This window comes from Hydrogenophaga sp. SL48, from assembly GCF_021729865.1.
GTDB lineage: Bacteria > Pseudomonadota > Gammaproteobacteria > Burkholderiales > Burkholderiaceae_C > Hydrogenophaga.
In genome coordinates this window covers 2,728,089-2,745,549 of sequence record NZ_CP063400.1, presented here as the reverse complement: position 1 = coordinate 2,745,549, position 17,461 = coordinate 2,728,089, and the positions used below count along the sequence as shown (strand labels likewise).

The window sequence follows — 17,461 nt, the reverse complement described above, 5'->3', positions numbered from 1 at the left end:
CCAGAACAGGAGCTGTGCGCCGTGAGAACAGATGACGTGCTTGAAGTGATGAACGAGCTGGTGGCTTTTGTCCGCGTGGCGGAGGCCGGCAGTTTCTCGGCCGCGGCGCGGCAGCATGGGCAGACGCCGTCGGCCGTGAGCCGCCAGGTCGCGCGGCTGGAGAAGGTCATGGGTGTGGCCTTGCTCCAGCGGAGCACGCGGCAGCTGCGCCTGACCGAGGCCGGCCTGGACGTGCTGGAGCGTGGGCGCGAGATGGTGGCGGCGGCCCAGGCCACGGTGCGCGTGGCCGAGGGGCATGTGGGCGTGCCCAGGGGACGGGTGCGCATCAGCGCCCCCAAGGCCTTTGCGCGCCAGGTGCTGCAACAGCCCCTGCTGTCCTTTCTGCAACGTTGTCCCGAGGTGGACCTGCACCTGATGGTGGTGGACCGGCCGGTCGATGCGCTGCGCGAGGGCGTCGACCTCGTGATCCGCCTGACCGACGACCCGCCGCCCGGCATGGTGGCCCGTGCGCTGATGCCGGTGCGCCAGCTGTTGCTGGCCAGCCCGGCCTACCTGTCGGGCCGGCCCCCGGTGCGCACGCCCGAAGACTTGATGGCCCACAGCTGTCTCTCGCTGGGCGAACAGGAGCGCGACAACCGCTGGCGCTGGGTGCGTGGCGGCGATGTGGTGGAGGTGGCGGTCTCCGGCCGCTACACAGTCAACCACAGCGAGATGAGGCTGGCGGCGGTGGAGGCCGGTCTGGGCGTGGGCTGTGTGCCCGATTTTGTGGCTCGTGACGCGCTGGCCGCCGGCCGGGTGGTGCAGCTGCTGCCCGACTGGGTGTTCGACAACCACTACCAGGGCACGGCCTACCTGCTGTTCGCGGCCTCGCGCCACACCGCGCCCAAGGTGCGCGCGCTGATCGACCACCTGGTGGCTGCGCTGGGCCCCTGCGCTCAGCCGGTCTGACCCGGCAGCAGCGCCGCCAGCGTCTGCAGCGAGTCGGCTTCTTCGACCGGCTTGTCTTCGCGCCAGCGCAGCATGCGCGGAAAGCGCACCGCGATGCCGCTCTTGTGGCGCGGGCTGCGGCCAATGCCCTCGAAGCCGAGCTCGAACACCAGTGTGGGCCGCACGCTGCGCACCGGGCCGAAGCTCTCGATGGTGGTCGCGCGGATGATGGTGTCTACCCGCGCCATCTCGGCGTCGCTCAGGCCCGAGTAGGCCTTGGCGAAGGGCACCAGCTGCCGGCCTTCGGTGCCGGGTGGCGCGTTCCACACCGCGAAGGTGTAGTCGCTGTACACGCTGGCGCGGCGGCCGTGGCCGCGCTGGGCGTAGATCAGCACCGCGTCCACGCTCATGGGGTCGGTCTTCCATTTCCACCAGGTGCCGGCGGCCTTGGTGCGGCCCACACCGTAGCCGCTGGCGCGCTGCTTGAGCATGAAGCCTTCGGTGCCGCGTTCGCGCGCTGCTTCGCGTTGGGTGGCGAGTTGTGCCCAGGTGTCGCCGGTGAGCACAGGGCTGGCGATCAGCAGCGGGTGGTTGAGGTCCTGCACCAGCGCGTCCAGCGTGGCGCGGCGCGCGTGCAGCGGCTGCTCGCGCAGGTCCATGCCTTCGTGTTCCAGCAGGTCGTAGGCCAGCAGCGCCACCGGCAGCTCGCGCAGGATCTTGGGGCCCAGCGTCTTGCGGCCGATGCGCTTTTGCAGATCGGCGAAGGGCTGCGGCTTGTCTTCGCGCCAGACCACGATCTCGCCGTCGAGCACCGTGCCCTCCGGCAGCGCTTCGCCCAGCGCGGCGAGCTCGGGGAAACGCTCGGTCACCAGCTCCTCGCCGCGCGACCAGAGCCAGACCTGGCCCGCGCGTTTCACGAGTTGTGCGCGGATGCCGTCCCATTTCCATTCCACCTGCCAGTCGGCGGGCGGGCCCAGCAGTTGATCGAACCGATCCAGCGCTTCGTTGAACGGATGCGCGAGGAAGAAGGGGTAGGGCTGGCCGCTGGTTTTCTGGTCTTGCTCGATGCTGCTTTCTGGCGCCACCAGCGCCGCGTAGTCGGCCGCCGAGGGCTGGGCACCGATGTGCGTGTAGCCCATGAGCCGCTGCGCCACGCGCTGAGGTGCAACGCCGGCCACGGCCGCCAGCGCCTGCGTCATCTGCAGCTTGGACACGCCCACGCGGAAGCCGCCGGTGATGAGTTTGAAATAGATGAAACGCTGGTTGTCGGGCAGGGCGTTCCACTGCGCGCGCAGGCGTTCGGTCAACACGTCGGGCGGCAGGCCGCGCAGCGGCAGCAGGTGCAAGCTCAGCCACTCGGCCAGCCCGCGGTCCACCGGTGCACCGGCGGGCGGCAGCAGCAGCGACACCGTTTCGGCCAGGTCGCCCACGGTCTGGTAGCTCTCTTCAAACAGCCACTCGGGCAGGCCCGCCGCCGCCTGCGCCAGCTCGCGCAGCGCGCGCGTGGGCACGGTCTGGCGCGGCTTGCCGCCCGCCAGAAAGTACACCGCCCAGGCCGCGTCTGCCGCGGGCGCTTCGCTGAAGTAGCGCTGCAGCGCGGCCTGCTTCTCGCGCGTGGCGGTGCTGGCGTCCAGCTCGCGGTAGAGCGCGGCGAAGCGCTTCATGGCGTGTCGCTCCCGTCGACAGGTTCACCACCTTCGGCTCTGTGTCTTTGATCCTTGTTGGCACGCTCACTGAACCGTTCGGGCTGAGCCTGTCGAAGCCCTTCCGAGGCAGGCCCTTCGACAGGCTCAGGGCGAACGGGTACAGCGTCGGGCGACCCTTCGACAGGCCTGTCCTGAGCACCGCCGAAGGACTCAGGGCGAACGGACGTGGGGGCGTCCGCCGCGTCTTCGGCGCCGTACTCGGTCTCGAAGGCCTGCGCGTCCAGCCCCTGCTCGGTCAGCCAGCGCACCAGCACCGGCACGCTGCCGTGCGTGACGCGGATGTGTTCGGCGCCGGTTGCCTTGATGGCGCTCATCAGCCCCGGCCAGTCGGCGTGGTCGGACATGACGAAGCCCCGGTCCACGCCGCGTCGCCGCCGCGTGCCGCGCACCAGCATCCAGCCGCTCGCGAACGCGTCCACCGCGTCAGCGCCGAAGCGCTTCATCCACGGCGTGCCCTGGGCCGAGGGTGGGGCGAGCACCAGCGCGCGCTGCAGCGCGGTCTTGTCGAGTTCGGTCACGCGGTGGGTGGGCGGCAACTCGACGCCGGCTGCGCGGTACACCGCATTGAGCGGCTCCACCGCCCCGTGCACGACGATGGGGCCGATGCTGGCGTCCACGCCATGCAGCAGCCGCTGCGCCTTGCCGAAGGCGTAACACAGCAGCACCGAGGCACGGCCCTCGTCGGCGTTGCGGCGCCACCAGGCGTTGATGTCGTCGAACAGCACCGCCTGCGTGGGCCAGCGGTAGATGGGCAGGCCGAAGGTGGATTCGGTGATGAAGGTGTCGCAGCGCACCGGCTCGAAGGGCGCGCAGGTGCCGTCGGCCTCGGTCTTGTAGTCGCCCGACGCGACCCAGACCCTGCCGCCGTGCTCCAGCCGCACCTGGGCCGAGCCCAGCACATGCCCGGCGGGGTGCAGCGAGAGCCGCACGCCGTGGTGTTCAATCACCTCGCCGTAGTCCAGCGTCTGCAGGGTGATGTCGGTCCCCAGGCGCTGGCGCAGCGTGCCCGCGCTGTGCGTGTGCGCCAGGTAGTGCGCGTGGCCCCAGCGCGCGTGGTCCGAATGCCCGTGCGTGATCACGGCCCGTTGCACCGGTCGCCAGGGGTCGATGAAGAAGTCGCCCGCCGGGCAGTAAAGTCCTTCGGGGCGGGCGACGATGAGGTCGGGGTCGTTGAGTAACACCATGTTTTCTGCGAGAAAACGAGCTCTAAAAAATTGACCAGTCCATCGTATTGACCAAAAATCGCAGTCATAACAATTCAACAGGGACCCATCATGAACACACTGGCCATTCCTTTGGGGGCCACGGTAAAAGAGCCGCGCCTGAGCACCGCTCGCTTACCTGCCGACGCCTACGCCCACGAAGCGCAAACCACCATGCTGATGCGCTCGGGCGCGGCCTACCGGCGCGAGCGCATCCAGGCCGCCGACATGGTCACCACCGACGAAGCCGCCGAACTGGCGGGCGCCACGCGCGTGACCATCAACGCCTGGATCAAGGCCGGCCGCTGCATCGGTGTGGCGCACCTGCGGCGCGGCTACAAGCTGCCGCGCTGGCAGTTCGAGCCCTTCGTGTTCCCGCACCTCCAGCCGCTGTCGCAGGCGCTGGGTGCCACCGATGGCTGGCAGCTGCTGGCCTTCCTGGAGAGTCCGCACCCGGCGCTGGACGGGCAGACGCCCCGCGTGGCGCTGGAGCAGGGTGTGGATGCGCAGCGCGTGCTGGGCCTGGCCACCGCAGAGGGTCATTGACGACCCCTGCCCATGAAGCTCAAAGACCTCCAAGCGCCGCTCACCGAGCTGCCCGCCGGGCGGGCCTTCTTTCGTGTGCCGTTGCTGCGCGCCGTGGTCGACGCCGCGCGCCGCTCGGGTGTGCCGTTGCTGGCGGAAGACGCCTCTGTGTGAGGCGGGTCTGCGTGCGTTGGTTGACCCGCTCTCGATCACGGGGCACAGTGGCCACCCCGTCACACACCGGAGATCACCGTGTCCACCACCCCTCACGCCATCAACTGGTTTGAAATCCCCGTCACCGACTTCGCCCGCGCCAAGGCCTTCTACGAAACCGTGCTCGGCCGGCCCATCGAGACCATGACCATGGGGCCGTCCACCATGGGTTTCCTCTCCATGGGCCCGGACTCGGTGGGCGGCGCCATCGTGCTGGAAGAGGGCGCCACGCCCTCGCGCAGTGGCACGCTGGTCTACCTCAACGGCGGTGACGACTTGGCGCCGACGCTCGCGCGGGTCGAGGGCGCGGGCGGCTCGGTGACCGTGCCCAAGACCGACATCGGCAGCGGCTTCGGCTTCTTCGCCCACTTCATCGACACCGAGGGCAACCGGGTGGGTTTGCACTCGATGGCGTGAGGGCCGGCGAGCCGGTGCCGGTATGCTTTCCGGCATGACCTCAGCCCGCCACGTCCTCTTCCTCATCGCCTCCACCCGCGAACCCGGCCACGTCGGCAACACCGAGTGGCTGGCCCGCCAGGCCGCGGCCAGCCTGCCGCCCGATACCACACAGACCTGGGTGCACCTGGCCCGCGCCGGCATCCCCGAGTTCATCGACCAGCGCCACACCGTCGGCAGCTACCCCATGCCCGACGACGGCAGCGTGATGCGCAACCTGCTGGACCAGACACTGGCCTGCACCGACCTCGTCTTCGTCGCGCCCGTCTACTGGTTCAGCTTCCCCGCCACGCTCAAGGCCTACCTCGACCACTGGAGCGCCTGGCTGCGCGTGCCGGGCCTGGAGTTCAAGGCGCAGATGAGCCAGAAACGCTTGTGGCTGATCACCACCAACGGCGACCGGGCCAAGGCGCAGCCCATGATCGACTCGACGGCGATGTGCGCGAAGTTTCTGGACATGCCGATGGCCGGGGTGTTGTGGGGCAAGGGTGGGCCGCCGGAGGCATCCCAAGGAGATGCCGAAGCGGTGGGGCTGTCGAAGTCGTTTTTTTTGACGTGAAGCACTTGCGGGCCGGAGTCAACCATGCCAGACCCTTTCCATCTCCTCCGCTTCATGGATGCCCAGTCCGACAGTTACGAGACCGCGCTCGCCGAACTGAAGCAAGCCAGAAAACAAACCCACTGGATCTGGTTCGTGTTGCCCCAACTCCGGGGGCTGGGGCACAGCCACCACGCCCAGTTCTATGGCATCAGCGGAAAGGCCGAGGCAGTGGCTTACCTGGCCCATCCACTGCTGGGGCCGCGACTGATGGAATGCGTGCGCGTCATGAGGCAGCACGCCGGCCGGAGCGCGGAGGCCATCCTGGGCCCCGTCGACGCGCTCAAGTTCCGCAGTTGCCTGACACTGTTCGAGTCGGTGGCCCCGGACGCGTCCGAGTTCGCAGCGGCGTTGCAGCAGTTCTACGGTGGCGTTCGTTGCCCGAAGACGTTGGCGCTGCTGGCTGGGCCGAAGGGGGGCGTCTGATCCTGCCCGAGTGGCGGCTGATGCTCCGACGATCCGCTTCCTGAGCGCAGCCCTATAAAAATGGGGCGACGGTCACCCGTCGCCCCTTCCCATTTCTGAACCCCTGAGGGGCAATCAGCTGAAAAAGCTCTTCGCCTTTTCAAACCATCCCTTGTCGTTCGGGCTGTGCTTGTGGCCGCCCTTCTTGAACGACTCGTCGAGTTCCTTGAGCAGCTTGCGCTGGTGTTCGGTCAGCTTCACCGGCGTCTCGACCGCCACGTGGCAGTACAGGTCGCCGGGGTAGCTGCTGCGCACGCCCTTGACGCCCTTGCCGCGCAGGCGGAAGGTCTTGCCGCTCTGGGTGCCTTCGGGCAGGTCGATGGTGGCCTTGCCTTGCAGGGTGGGCACGTCGATCTCGCCGCCGAGTGCGGCGGTGGTCATGCTCACCGGCACTTGGCAGTGCAGGTCGTCGCCCTCGCGTTCGAAGATGTCGTGCTTGCGCAGCCGCACTTCGATGTAGAGGTCGCCGGCCGGGCCGCCGTTCTGGCCGGGCTCGCCGTTGCCGCTGGAGCGGATGCGCTGGCCGTCGTCGATGCCGGCGGGGATCTTGATTTCCAGCGTCTTCTGCTTCTTGATCTTGCCCTGGCCGCTGCAGGCGGTGCAGGGCTCGGGGATGATCTTGCCGCTGCCGTGGCAGGTGGGGCAGGTCTGCTGCACGCTGAAGAAGCCCTGGCGCATCTGCACCTGGCCCTGGCCGTGGCAGGTGGAGCAGGTCTTGACGCTGGTGCCGGGTTTGGCGCCCGTGCCCTTGCAGCTTTCGCAGTCGTCCCAGCTGGGGATGCGGATCTGGCTCTCTTTGCCGGCCGCCGCCTCTTCGAGGCTGATCTCCATGGCGTAGGACAGGTCGGCGCCGCGGTAGACCTGTCGGCCGCCGCGCTGGCCGCGCTGGCCGCCAAAGATGTCGCCGAAGATGTCGCCGAAGGCGTCGCCGAAGCCCGCGAAGCCTTCGGCGCCGGGGCCGCCGCGCATGTTGGGGTCCACGCCGGCGTGGCCGTGCTGGTCGTAGGCGGCGCGCTTCTGCGCGTCGCTCAGCATCTCGTAGGCCTCTTTGGCTTCCTTGAATTTTTCTTCGGCGGCTTTGGCCGTGTCACCCTGGTTGCGGTCAGGGTGGTGCTTCATCGCGAGCTTGCGATACGCCTTCTTGATTTCTTCGTCCGAAGCGTTCTTCGGCACGCCCAGAATCTCGTAAAAATCGCGTTTGGCCATGGTCTGGTGGGGATCTGTTGGAACACAAACGCCGCGTCAGGTTGCCCTGACGCGGCGGCGGGTTGAAAGCCGTGCGACGGGCGATCAGCCTTTCTTGACTTCTTTCACCTCGGCGTCAACGATGTCATCGTCTTTCGCGTTGCTGCCGGCGCTCTCGGCGCTGGCGCCTTCGGCAGCGCCACCGGCCGCAGCGGCCTCGGCCTGCGAGGCGGCGTAGACCTTTTCGCCCAGCTTCTGGCTGGCGGTCATGAGCGCTTCGGTCTTGGCTTCGATGGCGGCCTTGTCTTCGCCCTTGGCCGCTTCTTCCACGTCTTTCAACGCGGCTTCAATGGCTTCTTTCTCGCCCGCGTCGAGCTTGTCGCCGTGTTCGCTCAGCGACTTCTTGACGCTGTGCACCATGGCTTCGGCCTGGTTGCGGGCCTGAACGAGTTCGACCTTCTTCTTGTCGTCGGCGGCGTTGAGCTCGGCGTCTTTCACCATCTGCTGGATCTCGGCTTCGGAGAGGCCGGAGTTCGCCTTGATGGTGATCTTGTTTTCCTTGCCCGTGCCCTTGTCCTTGGCGCCCACGTGCAGGATGCCGTTGGCGTCGATGTCGAACGACACCTCGATCTGCGGCATGCCGCGCGGCGAAGCGGGGATGCCTTCGAGGTTGAACTCGCCCAGTGCCTTGTTGCCCGCAGCGATCTCGCGCTCGCCCTGGAACACCTTGATGGTCACGGCCGGCTGGTTGTCTTCGGCGGTGGAGAACACCTGCGCGAACTTGGTCGGGATCGTGGTGTTCTTGGCGATCATCTTGGTCATGACGCCACCCATGGTCTCGATGCCCAGGGAGAGCGGGGTCACGTCGAGCAGCAGCACGTCCTTGCGGTCACCGGAGAGCACCTGGCCCTGGATGGCGGCGCCCACGGCCACGGCTTCGTCGGGGTTCACGTCCTTGCGCGGCTCCTTGCCGAAGAACTCTTTCACCTTCTCCTGCACCTTGGGCATGCGGGTCATGCCGCCAACCAGGATCACGTCGTGGATGTCGGAGACCGAAATGCCGGCGTCCTTGATGGCCATGCGGCAAGGGGCGATGGTGCGTTCGATCAGCTCTTCCACCAGGGCTTCGAGCTTGGCGCGCGTGAGCTTGATGTTCAGGTGCTTGGGGCCCGAAGCGTCGGCGGTGATGTAGGGCAGGTTGAGGTCGGTCGCGGCCGAGCTGGACAGCTCGATCTTGGCCTTTTCAGCGGCTTCCTTCAGGCGCTGCAGGGCCAGCACATCCTTGGTCAGGTCGACGCCTTGTTCTTTCTTGAACTCGGTGACGATGAAGTCGATGATGCGCTGGTCGAAGTCTTCGCCGCCCAGGAAGGTGTCACCGTTGGTGGACAACACTTCGAACTGCTTCTCGCCATCGACGTCGGCGATCTCGATGATGGACACGTCGAACGTGCCGCCGCCGAGGTCGTACACGGCGATCTTGCGGTCGCCCTTTTCGGTCTTGTCCAGGCCGAAGGCCAGGGCCGCGGCGGTGGGCTCGTTGATGATGCGCTTGACGTCGAGGCCGGCGATGCGGCCGGCGTCCTTGGTGGCCTGGCGCTGGGCGTCGTTGAAGTAGGCAGGGACCGTGATCACGGCCTCGGTCACGGGCTCACCCAGGTAGTCCTCGGCGGTCTTCTTCATCTTGCGCAGGATGTCGGCGCTGACCTGCTGGGCCGAGATCTGCTTGCCGCGCACTTCCACCCAGGCGTCGCCGTTGTCGGCGGCCACGATGGCGTAAGGCATGAGGTTGATGTCCTTCTGGACTTCTTTCTCGGTGAACTTGCGGCCGATCAGGCGCTTGATCGCGTAGAGCGTGTTCTTGGGGTTGGTCACGGCCTGGCGCTTGGCGGACGCGCCGACCAGCACCTCACCGTCTTCCTGGTAGGCCACGATCGACGGCGTGGTGCGCGCACCTTCCGAGTTCTCGATCACCTTGGTGGTGTTGCCTTCCATGATGGACACGCAAGAGTTGGTGGTGCCCAGGTCGATGCCGATGATTTTTCCCATGTTCTCTGCTCCGGTTCAAATAAAAAGATGTTGAAAGGGGTGTGGATGCGGTGTGCATCCCTTGTGGAAGATGTGTGGATAACTCAGGTGGTTTTCAAGCCCCGGCCCACACAAATGCCTTTATCTGGGGGCTGCCACGGTGACGAGCGCGGGGCGCAGCACGCGGTCGGCGATCAGGTAGCCCTTTTGCAGCACGGCCACCACGGTGTTGGCCTCCTGCTCGGCGGGCACCATGCTGATGGCCTGGTGCTGGTGCGGGTCGAACTTCGCGCCAGCGGCGGGCGCGATTTCGAGCACCTTGTGGCGCTCCAGCGCGCTTTTGAGCTGCTTGAGCGTGGCTTCGGAGCCTTCGCGCAGCTGTTCGCGCGTGGCTTCCTGGATGCCGAGGCCGGCTTCCAGGCTGTCGGTCACGGGCAGCAGGCTTTCGGCAAAACTTTCCACCGCGAACTTGCGGGCCTTGCTGATCTCGTCTTCGGCGCGGCGGCGGGCGTTTTCGGCCTCGGCCTTGGCGCGCAGGAACTGGTCGGCCAGGTCGGCGTTCTTCGCTTTGAGTTCGGTGACTTCGTTGGTCAGGGAGGCCAGGGCGTCGGCTTCGGCCACTGCGGCAGCGGCCAGGGCCTCTTCCGGGCTCAAGGGAGTGGGGTTCTCGGGGCTTTCAGCGGGATGTTGTGGTTGGCTCATGGCGGATAAAAAAGTCGAGAAATCAAAGGCCGAAGCTGGCCGTGCGCGGTAACTGGGGGCTCGCGGGCCGGGTTCAAGGGGTGGCGACAGCCCAAAAGCCGTCCTCGGGTCAAAATCGGGGTTTTTCCACAGGCAAAGCCCATGAAACTCTTTCGACACGGCCCACAGGGCGCGGAACAACCCGGTCTGATCGACGCCAGCGGCGCGCTGCGCGACCTGTCGGGCGTGGTGGCGGACATCGGCCCGGCCACCCTGGGGCGTGATTCTATGTCCCGGCTCGCCGCACTGGACCCGGCGTCGCTGCCCCTGCTGCCCGCCGACACCCGCCTGGGCGCCTGCGTGGGCGCCGTGGGCAACGTGGTGTGCATCGGCCTGAACTACGCCGACCACGCGGCCGAGGCCGGCCTGAAGGCGCCCGGCCAGCCCATCGTGTTCAACAAGCACAACGGCGCCATCAGCGGCCCGACCGACGACGTGTGGCTCGCGCCCGGCTCGGACAAGCTGGACTGGGAGGTGGAGCTGGGCATCGTGATCGGCGAGCGGGCGTTCCACGTCAGCGAGGCCGAAGCCTTGAGCCACGTGGCCGGTTTCTGCCTGGTCAACGACGTGTCCGAGCGCGCGTACCAGATCGAATACGAGGGCCAGTGGACCAAGGGCAAGAGCTACCCCACCCATTGCCCCATCGGCCCCTGGCTGGTGACGCCCGACGAACTGGGTGACCCGCAGGCCGTGGACCTGTGGCTGGACGTGAACGGCGTGCGCCGCCAGACCGGCAACACCCGCACCATGATCTTTGGCGTGGCGCAGATCGTGAGTTACCTGAGCCGTTTCATGGCCTTGCAGCCCGGTGACGTGATCCCCACCGGCACACCGCCGGGCGTGGGCATGGGCATGAAGCCGCCGGTGTACCTGAAACCGGGTGACGTGGTGACCCTCGGCGGGCGCGGCCTCGGCGAGCAGCGTCAGGTGGTGGTGGCCAGCCCCGGCCGCTGATCAGGGCGCTGCGGAGGATGGCGCGGCGGCCGCGCTGGCCATGGCCGCCCGGGCTTGCTGGTGTGCCCACTTGCTGGCGAACTGTTGCACCTCGCCCATGCGGCGCGCGAGGTCGGCGCCCTGGTGGGTGAGTCGGTAGCCGTCGCCCGTGTGGTCGACCAGCCGGGCGGCGCGCAGCTCTTTCAGTCGGGTGTTGAGGGTGTTGGGGGTGACGCCACCCACGCTGTCCTGCAGCAGGCGGAAGGTCTGTGGGTGCCCGTCGCTCAGGGCCCAGATCACGCGCATCGCGAAGCGCGATTCCAGCAGGTCAAAGAGCTGAATCACCGCGGCCTTGTCTTTGGATGCCATGCTGTGTCTCCTGTCAGCCACCCTCTGCCGGGGTGGCTGAGGTCCACTATACGGACATCCGGCCCTTGCTAGCAGTTTGCTAGCTGCGTGCGGTGCAGCAATGTGGCGCAAAGGCCCACGATCAGGATTTACCCCGATTGCGCCCACCGGGGCGGGGCAGGGCCTTACGACCGGTAGACCCGGCTCAGCAAGACTTTGAGCGTGTCCAGCTCTTTCGCCGTGAGGCGGCTCGCCACGTCGATCTCCAGCTGGGTGGCGGTGGCCTGGGCGCTCTTTTGCAGCTTCTTGCCGGCGGGCGAGAGGTGCAGGCCCTGGGCGCGGCGGTCGGTGGGGTGGGGCCGGCGCTCGATCAGCCCGCGCTTGTCCAGGCTCTTGATCATGCCCACCAGGTTGGGCGGCAGGATGTCCAGCGCGGCGCAGAGCTGGCGCGAGGTGATGCCGGGGTTGTGGGCGATGAGCGTGAGCACCGAGAAGTCCACCGGGCGCAGACCGAACGGCGCCATGCGCTCCAGGAACACGCCGATCACGGCCAGCGCCGCGCGCCGGGCGTTGTAGCCCAGCAGGGACTCGAGGTAACTGGTGTCGATGCCGGCGTCGCTGTCGGTGGCGGCGGACGACTTGGGTGCCGGGCCGGTGGCGGTCTTGCGGGCAGCGCGCGGGCGGCGCAGGGTGTTGGCAACGGTCGTTTCGGGCATGGTTGCCAAGGATAACGGTATCGCGATCGGCGCTTCAGAGGGTTGTCACCCGGCGAGCGTGTGTTCCATCATCGCCAGCCGCATCTGGAACTCGGGCCAGACCCAGCGCCAGAAGCCGGTCTGTGCGGTCTGCCAGCGGGCGGTGTCGGCGCCAGGCGTGGCGCCGATGCGCGCCCAGGCCCAGGCCATGAGCAGCATGGCCACGGCGCGCAGGAAGTCGTCGGCGAGCCAGTGCGGCAGGTCGGCTGGGGCGTCTTTGGCGGTGGCGCACGGCAGCAGGCGCTCGCGCAGGAAGCTGCTGAAGCGGCTGAGCTCGGTCTTGACCCGCAGGGCCTGCACATCGTCGCCCAGCTCGGCGCCGACGTCGGTGAGCAGTTGCAGCAGGGCCGCACCGCCGTCGGGCAGGGTTTTGCGCAGCAGCAGGTCGATGGCCTGGATCTCGTTCGTGCCTTCGTAGATCATGGCCACGCGCGAATCGCGCACGATCTGCTCGATGCCCCATTCGCGCACGAAGCCGTGGCCGCCGAAGACCTGCAGGCAGGCGCTGGCGCCGTGGAAGGCCTGGTCGGTCCAGGCCGACTTGAGCACCGGCGTGACCAGCGTGCACCAGCGGCTGGCGAGGTCGCGGCGGGCGGCGTCGGCGTGGTGTTTGAGGATGTCGAGTTCCAGCGCCGTGCGGTAGGCGACCACCCGGCCGGCATCGATCCAGGCGCGCTGCGCGTCGAGGATGCGGCGCATGGCGGGGTGTTGTTCAATGAGATCTGCGTGACCGGCTGCCCCCACGCTTTTCACTGCGTGTAATGCGCTGCCCCCCGAGGGGGCTTGCCCGTCTTGGGGCGGCCCGGCGACGGGCATTGCCTTCGCCGAGCCGCCGGGCGCGCGCATCTGGCGGCGTTCTTTCGAGTAGGCGTCGGCCTTCTGCCAAGCGGCGTCGAGCAGGCCGATGCCCTGCAGGCCCACGTGCAGGCGCGCGGCGTTCATCATCACGAACATCGCGTTCAGGCCCTTGCCGGGCTCGCCCACGATCCAGCCCGGCGCTTCGTCGAAGCGCATCACGCAGGTGGGGCTGCCGTGCAAGCCCATCTTTTCTTCGATGCGCTCACACACGACGGCGCTTCTGGAACCGTCTTCGTAGAACTTCGGGATCAGGAACAGCGACAGACCCTTGGGGCCGGGCGGGCTGTCGGGCAGGCGCGCGAGCGCCAGGTGCACGATGTTGTCGGTCAGGTCGTGTTCACCGCCCGAGATGAAGATCTTGGTGCCGCTGAGGGCAAAGCGCCCGTCGGGCAGGGGAGCGGCTTTGGTGCGGCACAGGCCGAGGTCCGATCCGGCGTGCGGCTCGGTCAGGCACATGGTGGCCAGCCATTCGCCGGTGGCGACCTTCTCCAGGTAACGTGCCTTCAGCTCGGGCGATGCGTGGTGCTTGATGCATTCGTAGGCGCCGTGCAGCAGGCCGGGTGCCATGGTCCAGCCGTGGTTGGCGGCGCTCAGGTTCTCGTACAGCATGGCCTCCAGCGCGGCGGGCAGGCCCTGGCCGCCGTCCTCGGTGGCGCAGGCGAGCGAGGGCCAGCCGGCCTGCCAGAAGGCTTGGTAGGCGTCGCGAAAACCCGGCGGCATCGTCACCGATCCGGCTTTCCACAACGCGCCCACTTCGTCGCCCTCGCGGTTGAGCGGGGCGATCACCTCGCCCACGAACTTGCCCGCTTCGTCGGTCACCTGCACCAGCAGATCGCCATCGAAGTCGGCGTAGGCCGGCAGCGCGGCGAGCTGCTGCGGGGCCTGCAGCACATCCTGCAGGATGAAACGTTGTTCGGCGGGCTGGGGCTGGTAGGCGTTCATGGCGGTCGTGTGGGGTGGATCAGCGGTCGCGGGTGGCTGCCTGCGTCTTGTCGGGCGAGCCTTCGAGGCCGGCGAGCAAAGCCTTGCTGTTGCCGGGGATGACCATCTGGAACTTGTTGTCCACGGTGGTGTATTCGTAGTAGCCCATGCGTGCGATGGGCTGCATCTTGAGCACATCGACCATGCCGTTGCCGTCGATGTATTGATCGTCGATGTGGATGCCGACCACGCGGCCGAACACCACGTCCACCGTGCCCATGGGCGGGCGGCCGGGGAAGCGCACGGTGTTCAGGTACTCGCACTCGAACTGGATCGGCGAGCCCTTGACGCGCTTGGGCTTCACGAGGCGGCTGTCCAGCTTCTCCAGCCCGGCGCGTGCGAACTCGTCGACGCCGGCCGGCAGCTCTTCGGCACTGATGTTGACCGCCTCGCGCAGCGCATACGTCGCCATGTTCCAGACGAACTGGCCCATCTGCTCGGCGTTGCGCACCGAGTCCTTGCGCTCGCCCTGCGTGCTCTGGTTGGCGCTGAACATGACGATGGGCGGGTCGAAGGTCACGTTCTGGAACTGGCTGTAGGGCGCGAGGTTGTCGCGGCCCTGCGCGTCCACCGTGGAGATCCAGCCGATGGGGCGCGGCACCACGCAGGACTTGAACGGGTCGTGCGGCAGGCCGTGGGGGGTCTTGCCCGGTTCGTAGTACATGGCGGAGTTCCGTTCGGTGGACGCGTGGGGATCAGCGGCAGCTGAAGTTCGCGGCGTCTTCCATGTTGCCGCTGCCCTTGTAGGTGGCGACTGTCGGGTAGGCGCACAGCGGGCGGCTGCGGTGGGGCGCCCAGCTGGCCGGCACCTCGCTGTTGTCGCCGCCGGGGCTGCCCGCGCCGCGCGCCGTGGCCACCACGGCCTGCGGCGCCTGGCCATGCTCGACCCACTTCACCAGCGGCGACAGCAGATCGAACTGGTCGGTGGACGGGCCACCGCTGCAGTGCGCCATGCCGGGCACGGGGAAGAAGCGCGCGAAGCTGTCGGCCTGGCCACCCGAGGCCTTGTCCAGGCGCAGCATCCACTGGCGCGTGTCTTCGGCGGAGAAGATCGCGTCGGCCGTGCCGTGGTAGACCACCATCTTCACGCCCCGGTCCTTGAGCTTCGCGACGTTGACCGGGTTGTCATTGCCGGGCGGCGTCATGAGCGACATGCCCGACTCGCGGTACACCTCGTTGGTGGCGCTGAACATGGGCAGGCGGGCCGAGATGTCGACCTTGAGCGGGTCGAACATGCCCGGCGGCACGCTGAACACGGTGCCGACCGACAGCGGATCGAGCGCGACCGAGTTGGCGAACTTCCAGGTGCCCCAGTTGTCGCCGGCCAGTCCCGGGTCGTAGGGAAAGGCGGCGTAGATCGCCTGGCCCGAAGCGGTGCGGCCACCGGCGAACACGCTGGCGACCACGTCCTTCTGCGCCGCGCTGAGGCACTGCCCGTTGCGCTCGCCGGAGCAGGTGGGCACGTCGGTCTTGAGGTTGAACGCCGCCTGGCAGGCCTGTGTGGACTGGACCATGCCATCCTTCGCGCCGTCCAGCGCGTCGCACTTGCCCAGGATGGCGTCGGCCACCAGCTGGCGCTCGGCCTTGGTGAAGGCGCCGCTCAGGTCCGGTATCTTGGCGGTCGGGTTGAGCGGGTGCTGGGTGGTGGCGCCGGCCACGGCCAGCGGCGCCCACTGCTGCGCACCCCAGAGCTGGGCCAGCGCGGCGTTGGGCAGGCGGTAGCCGGGGGCACCGATCAGGTAGCCGTCGTAGGCCTGGCCGCGCGCGGCCTCGACCATCGCGTGGCGGCCGCCGTTGGAGCAGCCGCCCAGGTAGGAGCGGTCCGGCCCTTTGCCGTAGGCGGTGGCGATCAGGGCCTTGGCCATGGGCGTGAGCTTGGCCACCGCCTGGTGGCCGTAGTCCAGCCGCGACTGGGGTTCCAGACCGAAGTAGGGCGTCTGCGGGCCCGAGTGACCGGCGTCGGAGCTGATCACGGCAAAGCCCTGCATCAGCGCACCGGTCAGCGGGCCGCCGCCCAGCGCCCCTTCGGCCGGGCGCACGTTGCCGTCCAGCCCGCCGTTGCCCTGGTAGTAGAAGCGGCCGTTCCAGGCCTTGGGCAGGCGCATCTCGAAGCCGATGGCGTAGTCGCGCCCGTCGCTGCCCTTGCGCTTGTGCATCGCGCCCTTGACAAGGCAGTGCTCGGCCACCGGGTTGCCGCCGGTGGGCTGCGCCGGTGCGGCACCCTGCGGCAGCGGGCGCGAGTGTTCGTGCCCGCCGAGCCGCAGCGTGCCGGCGGCCACCACGGTCGCCGAGTCGATGGCGGTCTGGTCGTGCCGGAAGCTGGCCGCCAGGGTTTCACACTGCTGCAGGGGGGCGCCGCGGGCGACGCCGGCCGGGCCCCCGGCGGGTGCCGGGCCCATCTGGGCGCAGGCGCTCAGGACCAGGGCCGGCACGGCGACCAAGGCCAGGCGTGCGGATGCATTCGGATGCTTCATGGGGATGCCTCGTGCAAGGGAAGGAGGTGCGACGGCGCGATCAGGACTCGGCGGTGAAGCCGATCTTCTTGACCAGCGGGCCCCAGAGGTCGAAGTAGTACTTCATGCTCTTGGCCATGTCTTCCGGCGAGCCGCCGACCGGCACCATGGCGGAGATGGCCAGGCTGTCGATGACCGTCTTTTCCTTGAGCGCGGCGTTGATGGCCTGGTTGGCGCTGGTCACCACGGCCGCGGGGGTCTTGGCCGGCGCGTAGAAACCGAACCACTCTTCCACCACCAGGTCGGGGAAGCCCTGTTCGGCGAAGGTGGGCACTTCGGGCACGAAGGTCGAGCGCTGCTTGCCCGAGGTGGCGATGATGCGCAGCTTGCCGGCCTTGTGGTTGGGCAGGAAGTCGCCGTGCGGCGTGAACATGCTGGCGAGCTGGCCGCCGATCACGTCGGTGATGCCGGGGATGGAGCCGCGGTAGGGCACGTGCTTGAGGTCCACGTTCGCCTCCAGGCCCAGCAGCGCGCCGAGGAAGTGTGGCGTGGAGCCGGCGGCGGGCGAGCCGTAGTTGGCCAGCGTGGGGTTGGCCTTGCACCAGGCCAGGTAGTCCTTCACCGTCTTCACCGAGGCCGGCACCATCGGGCCGACGGCCAGGCCGTGCGCGAGCATCGAGGCCATGGCGACGGGCACCAGGTCTTTGAAGGGGTCGTAGCTCAGCTGCTTGTAGATGTGCGGGTAGATCGACATCATCGAATACGGCGTGAGCAGCAGCGTGGCGCCATCGGGCGCGGCGTTCTTCACGGTCTCGACGGCGATGCGGCCGGCCGCGCCGGTCTTGTTCTCCACCACGGCGGCGTTCTTGGTGTACGCCGAGCCACCCAGCTTCTCGCCGATGCGGCGGCTGGTCACGTCGGCGCTGCCGCCGGCGGGAAAGCCGTTGACGATCTTCACCTGTTCGAGCCCCTGGGCAAAGGCGTGTTGCAGGCCGAGGCTGCCCAGCAGGGCGGAGCCGGCGGTGGCCTGGATGATCTGGCGGCGGTTGAGGGTCATGGTGTTGTCTCCTGTTGTGGTGGTGGAAAAAGG

18 protein-coding genes are annotated in these 17,461 nt (G+C 68.0%); 7 read left to right on the top strand and 11 right to left on the bottom strand.

Annotated elements, in window-relative coordinates; genetic code table 11:
* The first annotated feature begins 21 nt into the window (after positions 1-21).
* On the top strand, positions 22-948 hold the full coding sequence (locus IM738_RS12970; protein ID WP_236961164.1) for a LysR family transcriptional regulator: 927 nt from the start codon (positions 22-24) through the stop codon (positions 946-948).
* On the opposite strand, the gene IM738_RS12965 is transcribed toward IM738_RS12970, so the two are convergent.
* Both IM738_RS12965 and IM738_RS12960 read right to left on the bottom strand, forming a co-directional pair.
* Entirely contained in the window at positions 936-2,591 is a 1,656-nt protein-coding gene (locus IM738_RS12965) for an ATP-dependent DNA ligase (protein WP_236961163.1), read from the bottom strand. The genes IM738_RS12970 and IM738_RS12965 overlap by 13 nt on opposite strands.
* A complete protein-coding gene (locus IM738_RS12960; protein ID WP_236961161.1) occupies positions 2,588-3,817 on the bottom strand; it encodes a ligase-associated DNA damage response exonuclease in 1,230 nt (409 codons plus the stop codon). Before IM738_RS12960 ends, IM738_RS12965 begins: the two co-directional genes overlap by 4 nt.
* A gap of 90 nt (positions 3,818-3,907) precedes the next feature.
* On the opposite strand from IM738_RS12960, the gene IM738_RS12955 reads away from it, so the two are divergent.
* The 5 genes from IM738_RS12955 (at position 3,908) to IM738_RS12935 (ending at position 6,053) form a co-directional block, all read left to right on the top strand.
* Positions 3,908-4,381, top strand: coding sequence for a hypothetical protein (locus tag IM738_RS12955; RefSeq protein ID WP_236961160.1), 474 nt, complete (start codon positions 3,908-3,910; stop codon positions 4,379-4,381).
* Positions 4,382-4,393: 12 nt separating this feature from the next.
* A complete protein-coding gene (locus IM738_RS12950) occupies positions 4,394-4,534 on the top strand; it encodes a hypothetical protein (protein ID WP_236961159.1) in 141 nt (46 codons plus the stop codon).
* A gap of 78 nt (positions 4,535-4,612) precedes the next feature.
* Positions 4,613-4,990, top strand: a complete 378-nt coding sequence (locus IM738_RS12945) for a VOC family protein (protein WP_236961157.1) — start codon at positions 4,613-4,615, stop codon at positions 4,988-4,990.
* Positions 4,991-5,024: 34 nt separating this feature from the next.
* Positions 5,025-5,588: a flavodoxin family protein gene (locus IM738_RS12940; protein ID WP_236961156.1), complete on the top strand. Its 564-nt coding sequence runs from the start codon at positions 5,025-5,027 to the stop codon at positions 5,586-5,588.
* Between the two features lie 24 nt (positions 5,589-5,612).
* The gene (locus tag IM738_RS12935) at positions 5,613-6,053 is read left to right on the top strand and encodes a DUF1810 domain-containing protein (protein ID WP_236961155.1); all 441 of its coding nucleotides are present in this window, start codon (positions 5,613-5,615) and stop codon (positions 6,051-6,053) included.
* A gap of 114 nt (positions 6,054-6,167) precedes the next feature.
* Here the strand turns inward: IM738_RS12935 and dnaJ are convergent, their stop codons facing one another.
* From dnaJ to grpE, 3 genes are all read right to left on the bottom strand, one after another.
* Positions 6,168-7,298, bottom strand: coding sequence for a molecular chaperone DnaJ (gene dnaJ / locus IM738_RS12930; RefSeq protein WP_236961153.1), 1,131 nt, complete (start codon positions 7,296-7,298; stop codon positions 6,168-6,170).
* 84 nt (positions 7,299-7,382) lie between these two features.
* Positions 7,383-9,323: a molecular chaperone DnaK gene (gene dnaK / locus IM738_RS12925; RefSeq protein WP_236961152.1), complete on the bottom strand. Its 1,941-nt coding sequence runs from the start codon at positions 9,321-9,323 to the stop codon at positions 7,383-7,385.
* A 120-nt stretch (positions 9,324-9,443) separates the two neighbouring features.
* Complete coding sequence (gene grpE, locus IM738_RS12920; protein ID WP_236961151.1) at positions 9,444-10,004, bottom strand: nucleotide exchange factor GrpE; 561 nt, start codon at positions 10,002-10,004, stop codon at positions 9,444-9,446.
* Between the two features lie 141 nt (positions 10,005-10,145).
* On the opposite strand from grpE, the gene IM738_RS12915 reads away from it, so the two are divergent.
* Positions 10,146-10,997, top strand: a complete 852-nt coding sequence (locus IM738_RS12915) for a fumarylacetoacetate hydrolase family protein (RefSeq protein WP_236961150.1) — start codon at positions 10,146-10,148, stop codon at positions 10,995-10,997.
* Here the strand turns inward: IM738_RS12915 and IM738_RS12910 are convergent, their stop codons facing one another.
* The 6 genes from IM738_RS12910 to IM738_RS12885 form a co-directional block, all read right to left on the bottom strand.
* Positions 10,998-11,345 (bottom strand): winged helix-turn-helix transcriptional regulator, encoded by a 348-nt coding sequence (locus tag IM738_RS12910; RefSeq protein ID WP_236961149.1) that lies wholly within the window; start codon positions 11,343-11,345, stop codon positions 10,998-11,000. It abuts the gene before it with no gap.
* Between the two features lie 164 nt (positions 11,346-11,509).
* A complete protein-coding gene (locus IM738_RS12905; protein WP_236961148.1) occupies positions 11,510-12,040 on the bottom strand; it encodes a MarR family winged helix-turn-helix transcriptional regulator in 531 nt (176 codons plus the stop codon).
* Positions 12,041-12,085: 45 nt separating this feature from the next.
* Positions 12,086-13,879, bottom strand: coding sequence for an acyl-CoA dehydrogenase family protein (locus IM738_RS12900; protein WP_236961147.1), 1,794 nt, complete (start codon positions 13,877-13,879; stop codon positions 12,086-12,088).
* Between the two features lie 19 nt (positions 13,880-13,898).
* Positions 13,899-14,582 (bottom strand): flavin reductase family protein, encoded by a 684-nt coding sequence (locus IM738_RS12895; protein WP_236961146.1) that lies wholly within the window; start codon positions 14,580-14,582, stop codon positions 13,899-13,901.
* 31 nt (positions 14,583-14,613) lie between these two features.
* Positions 14,614-16,392 carry a tannase/feruloyl esterase family alpha/beta hydrolase gene (locus IM738_RS12890; RefSeq protein ID WP_236961145.1) on the bottom strand — a complete coding sequence of 593 codons (1,779 nt, stop codon included), beginning with the start codon at positions 16,390-16,392 and terminating at the stop codon, positions 14,614-14,616.
* Positions 16,393-16,432: 40 nt separating this feature from the next.
* The gene (locus IM738_RS12885) at positions 16,433-17,428 is read right to left on the bottom strand and encodes a Bug family tripartite tricarboxylate transporter substrate binding protein (protein ID WP_236961144.1); all 996 of its coding nucleotides are present in this window, start codon (positions 17,426-17,428) and stop codon (positions 16,433-16,435) included.
* Between the last annotated feature and the right edge of the window lie 33 nt (positions 17,429-17,461).

Coding starts and splice junctions, on each gene's coding strand:
- IM738_RS12935 (WP_236961155.1), top strand. CDS start 5,613: ATGCCAGACCCTTTCCATCTCCTCCGCTTCATGGATGCCCAGTCCGAC.
- dnaJ (WP_236961153.1), bottom strand. CDS start 7,298: ATGGCCAAACGCGATTTTTACGAGATTCTGGGCGTGCCGAAGAACGCT.
- IM738_RS12950 (WP_236961159.1), top strand. CDS start 4,394: ATGAAGCTCAAAGACCTCCAAGCGCCGCTCACCGAGCTGCCCGCCGGG.
- grpE (WP_236961151.1), bottom strand. CDS start 10,004: ATGAGCCAACCACAACATCCCGCTGAAAGCCCCGAGAACCCCACTCCC.
- IM738_RS12940 (WP_236961156.1), top strand. CDS start 5,025: ATGACCTCAGCCCGCCACGTCCTCTTCCTCATCGCCTCCACCCGCGAA.
- IM738_RS12955 (WP_236961160.1), top strand. CDS start 3,908: ATGAACACACTGGCCATTCCTTTGGGGGCCACGGTAAAAGAGCCGCGC.
- IM738_RS12890 (WP_236961145.1), bottom strand. CDS start 16,392: ATGAAGCATCCGAATGCATCCGCACGCCTGGCCTTGGTCGCCGTGCCG.
- IM738_RS12915 (WP_236961150.1), top strand. CDS start 10,146: ATGAAACTCTTTCGACACGGCCCACAGGGCGCGGAACAACCCGGTCTG.
- IM738_RS12885 (WP_236961144.1), bottom strand. CDS start 17,428: ATGACCCTCAACCGCCGCCAGATCATCCAGGCCACCGCCGGCTCCGCC.
- IM738_RS12905 (WP_236961148.1), bottom strand. CDS start 12,040: ATGCCCGAAACGACCGTTGCCAACACCCTGCGCCGCCCGCGCGCTGCC.
- IM738_RS12900 (WP_236961147.1), bottom strand. CDS start 13,879: ATGAACGCCTACCAGCCCCAGCCCGCCGAACAACGTTTCATCCTGCAG.
- dnaK (WP_236961152.1), bottom strand. CDS start 9,323: ATGGGAAAAATCATCGGCATCGACCTGGGCACCACCAACTCTTGCGTG.
- IM738_RS12910 (WP_236961149.1), bottom strand. CDS start 11,345: ATGGCATCCAAAGACAAGGCCGCGGTGATTCAGCTCTTTGACCTGCTG.
- IM738_RS12895 (WP_236961146.1), bottom strand. CDS start 14,582: ATGTACTACGAACCGGGCAAGACCCCCCACGGCCTGCCGCACGACCCG.
- IM738_RS12965 (WP_236961163.1), bottom strand. CDS start 2,591: ATGAAGCGCTTCGCCGCGCTCTACCGCGAGCTGGACGCCAGCACCGCC.
- IM738_RS12960 (WP_236961161.1), bottom strand. CDS start 3,817: ATGGTGTTACTCAACGACCCCGACCTCATCGTCGCCCGCCCCGAAGGA.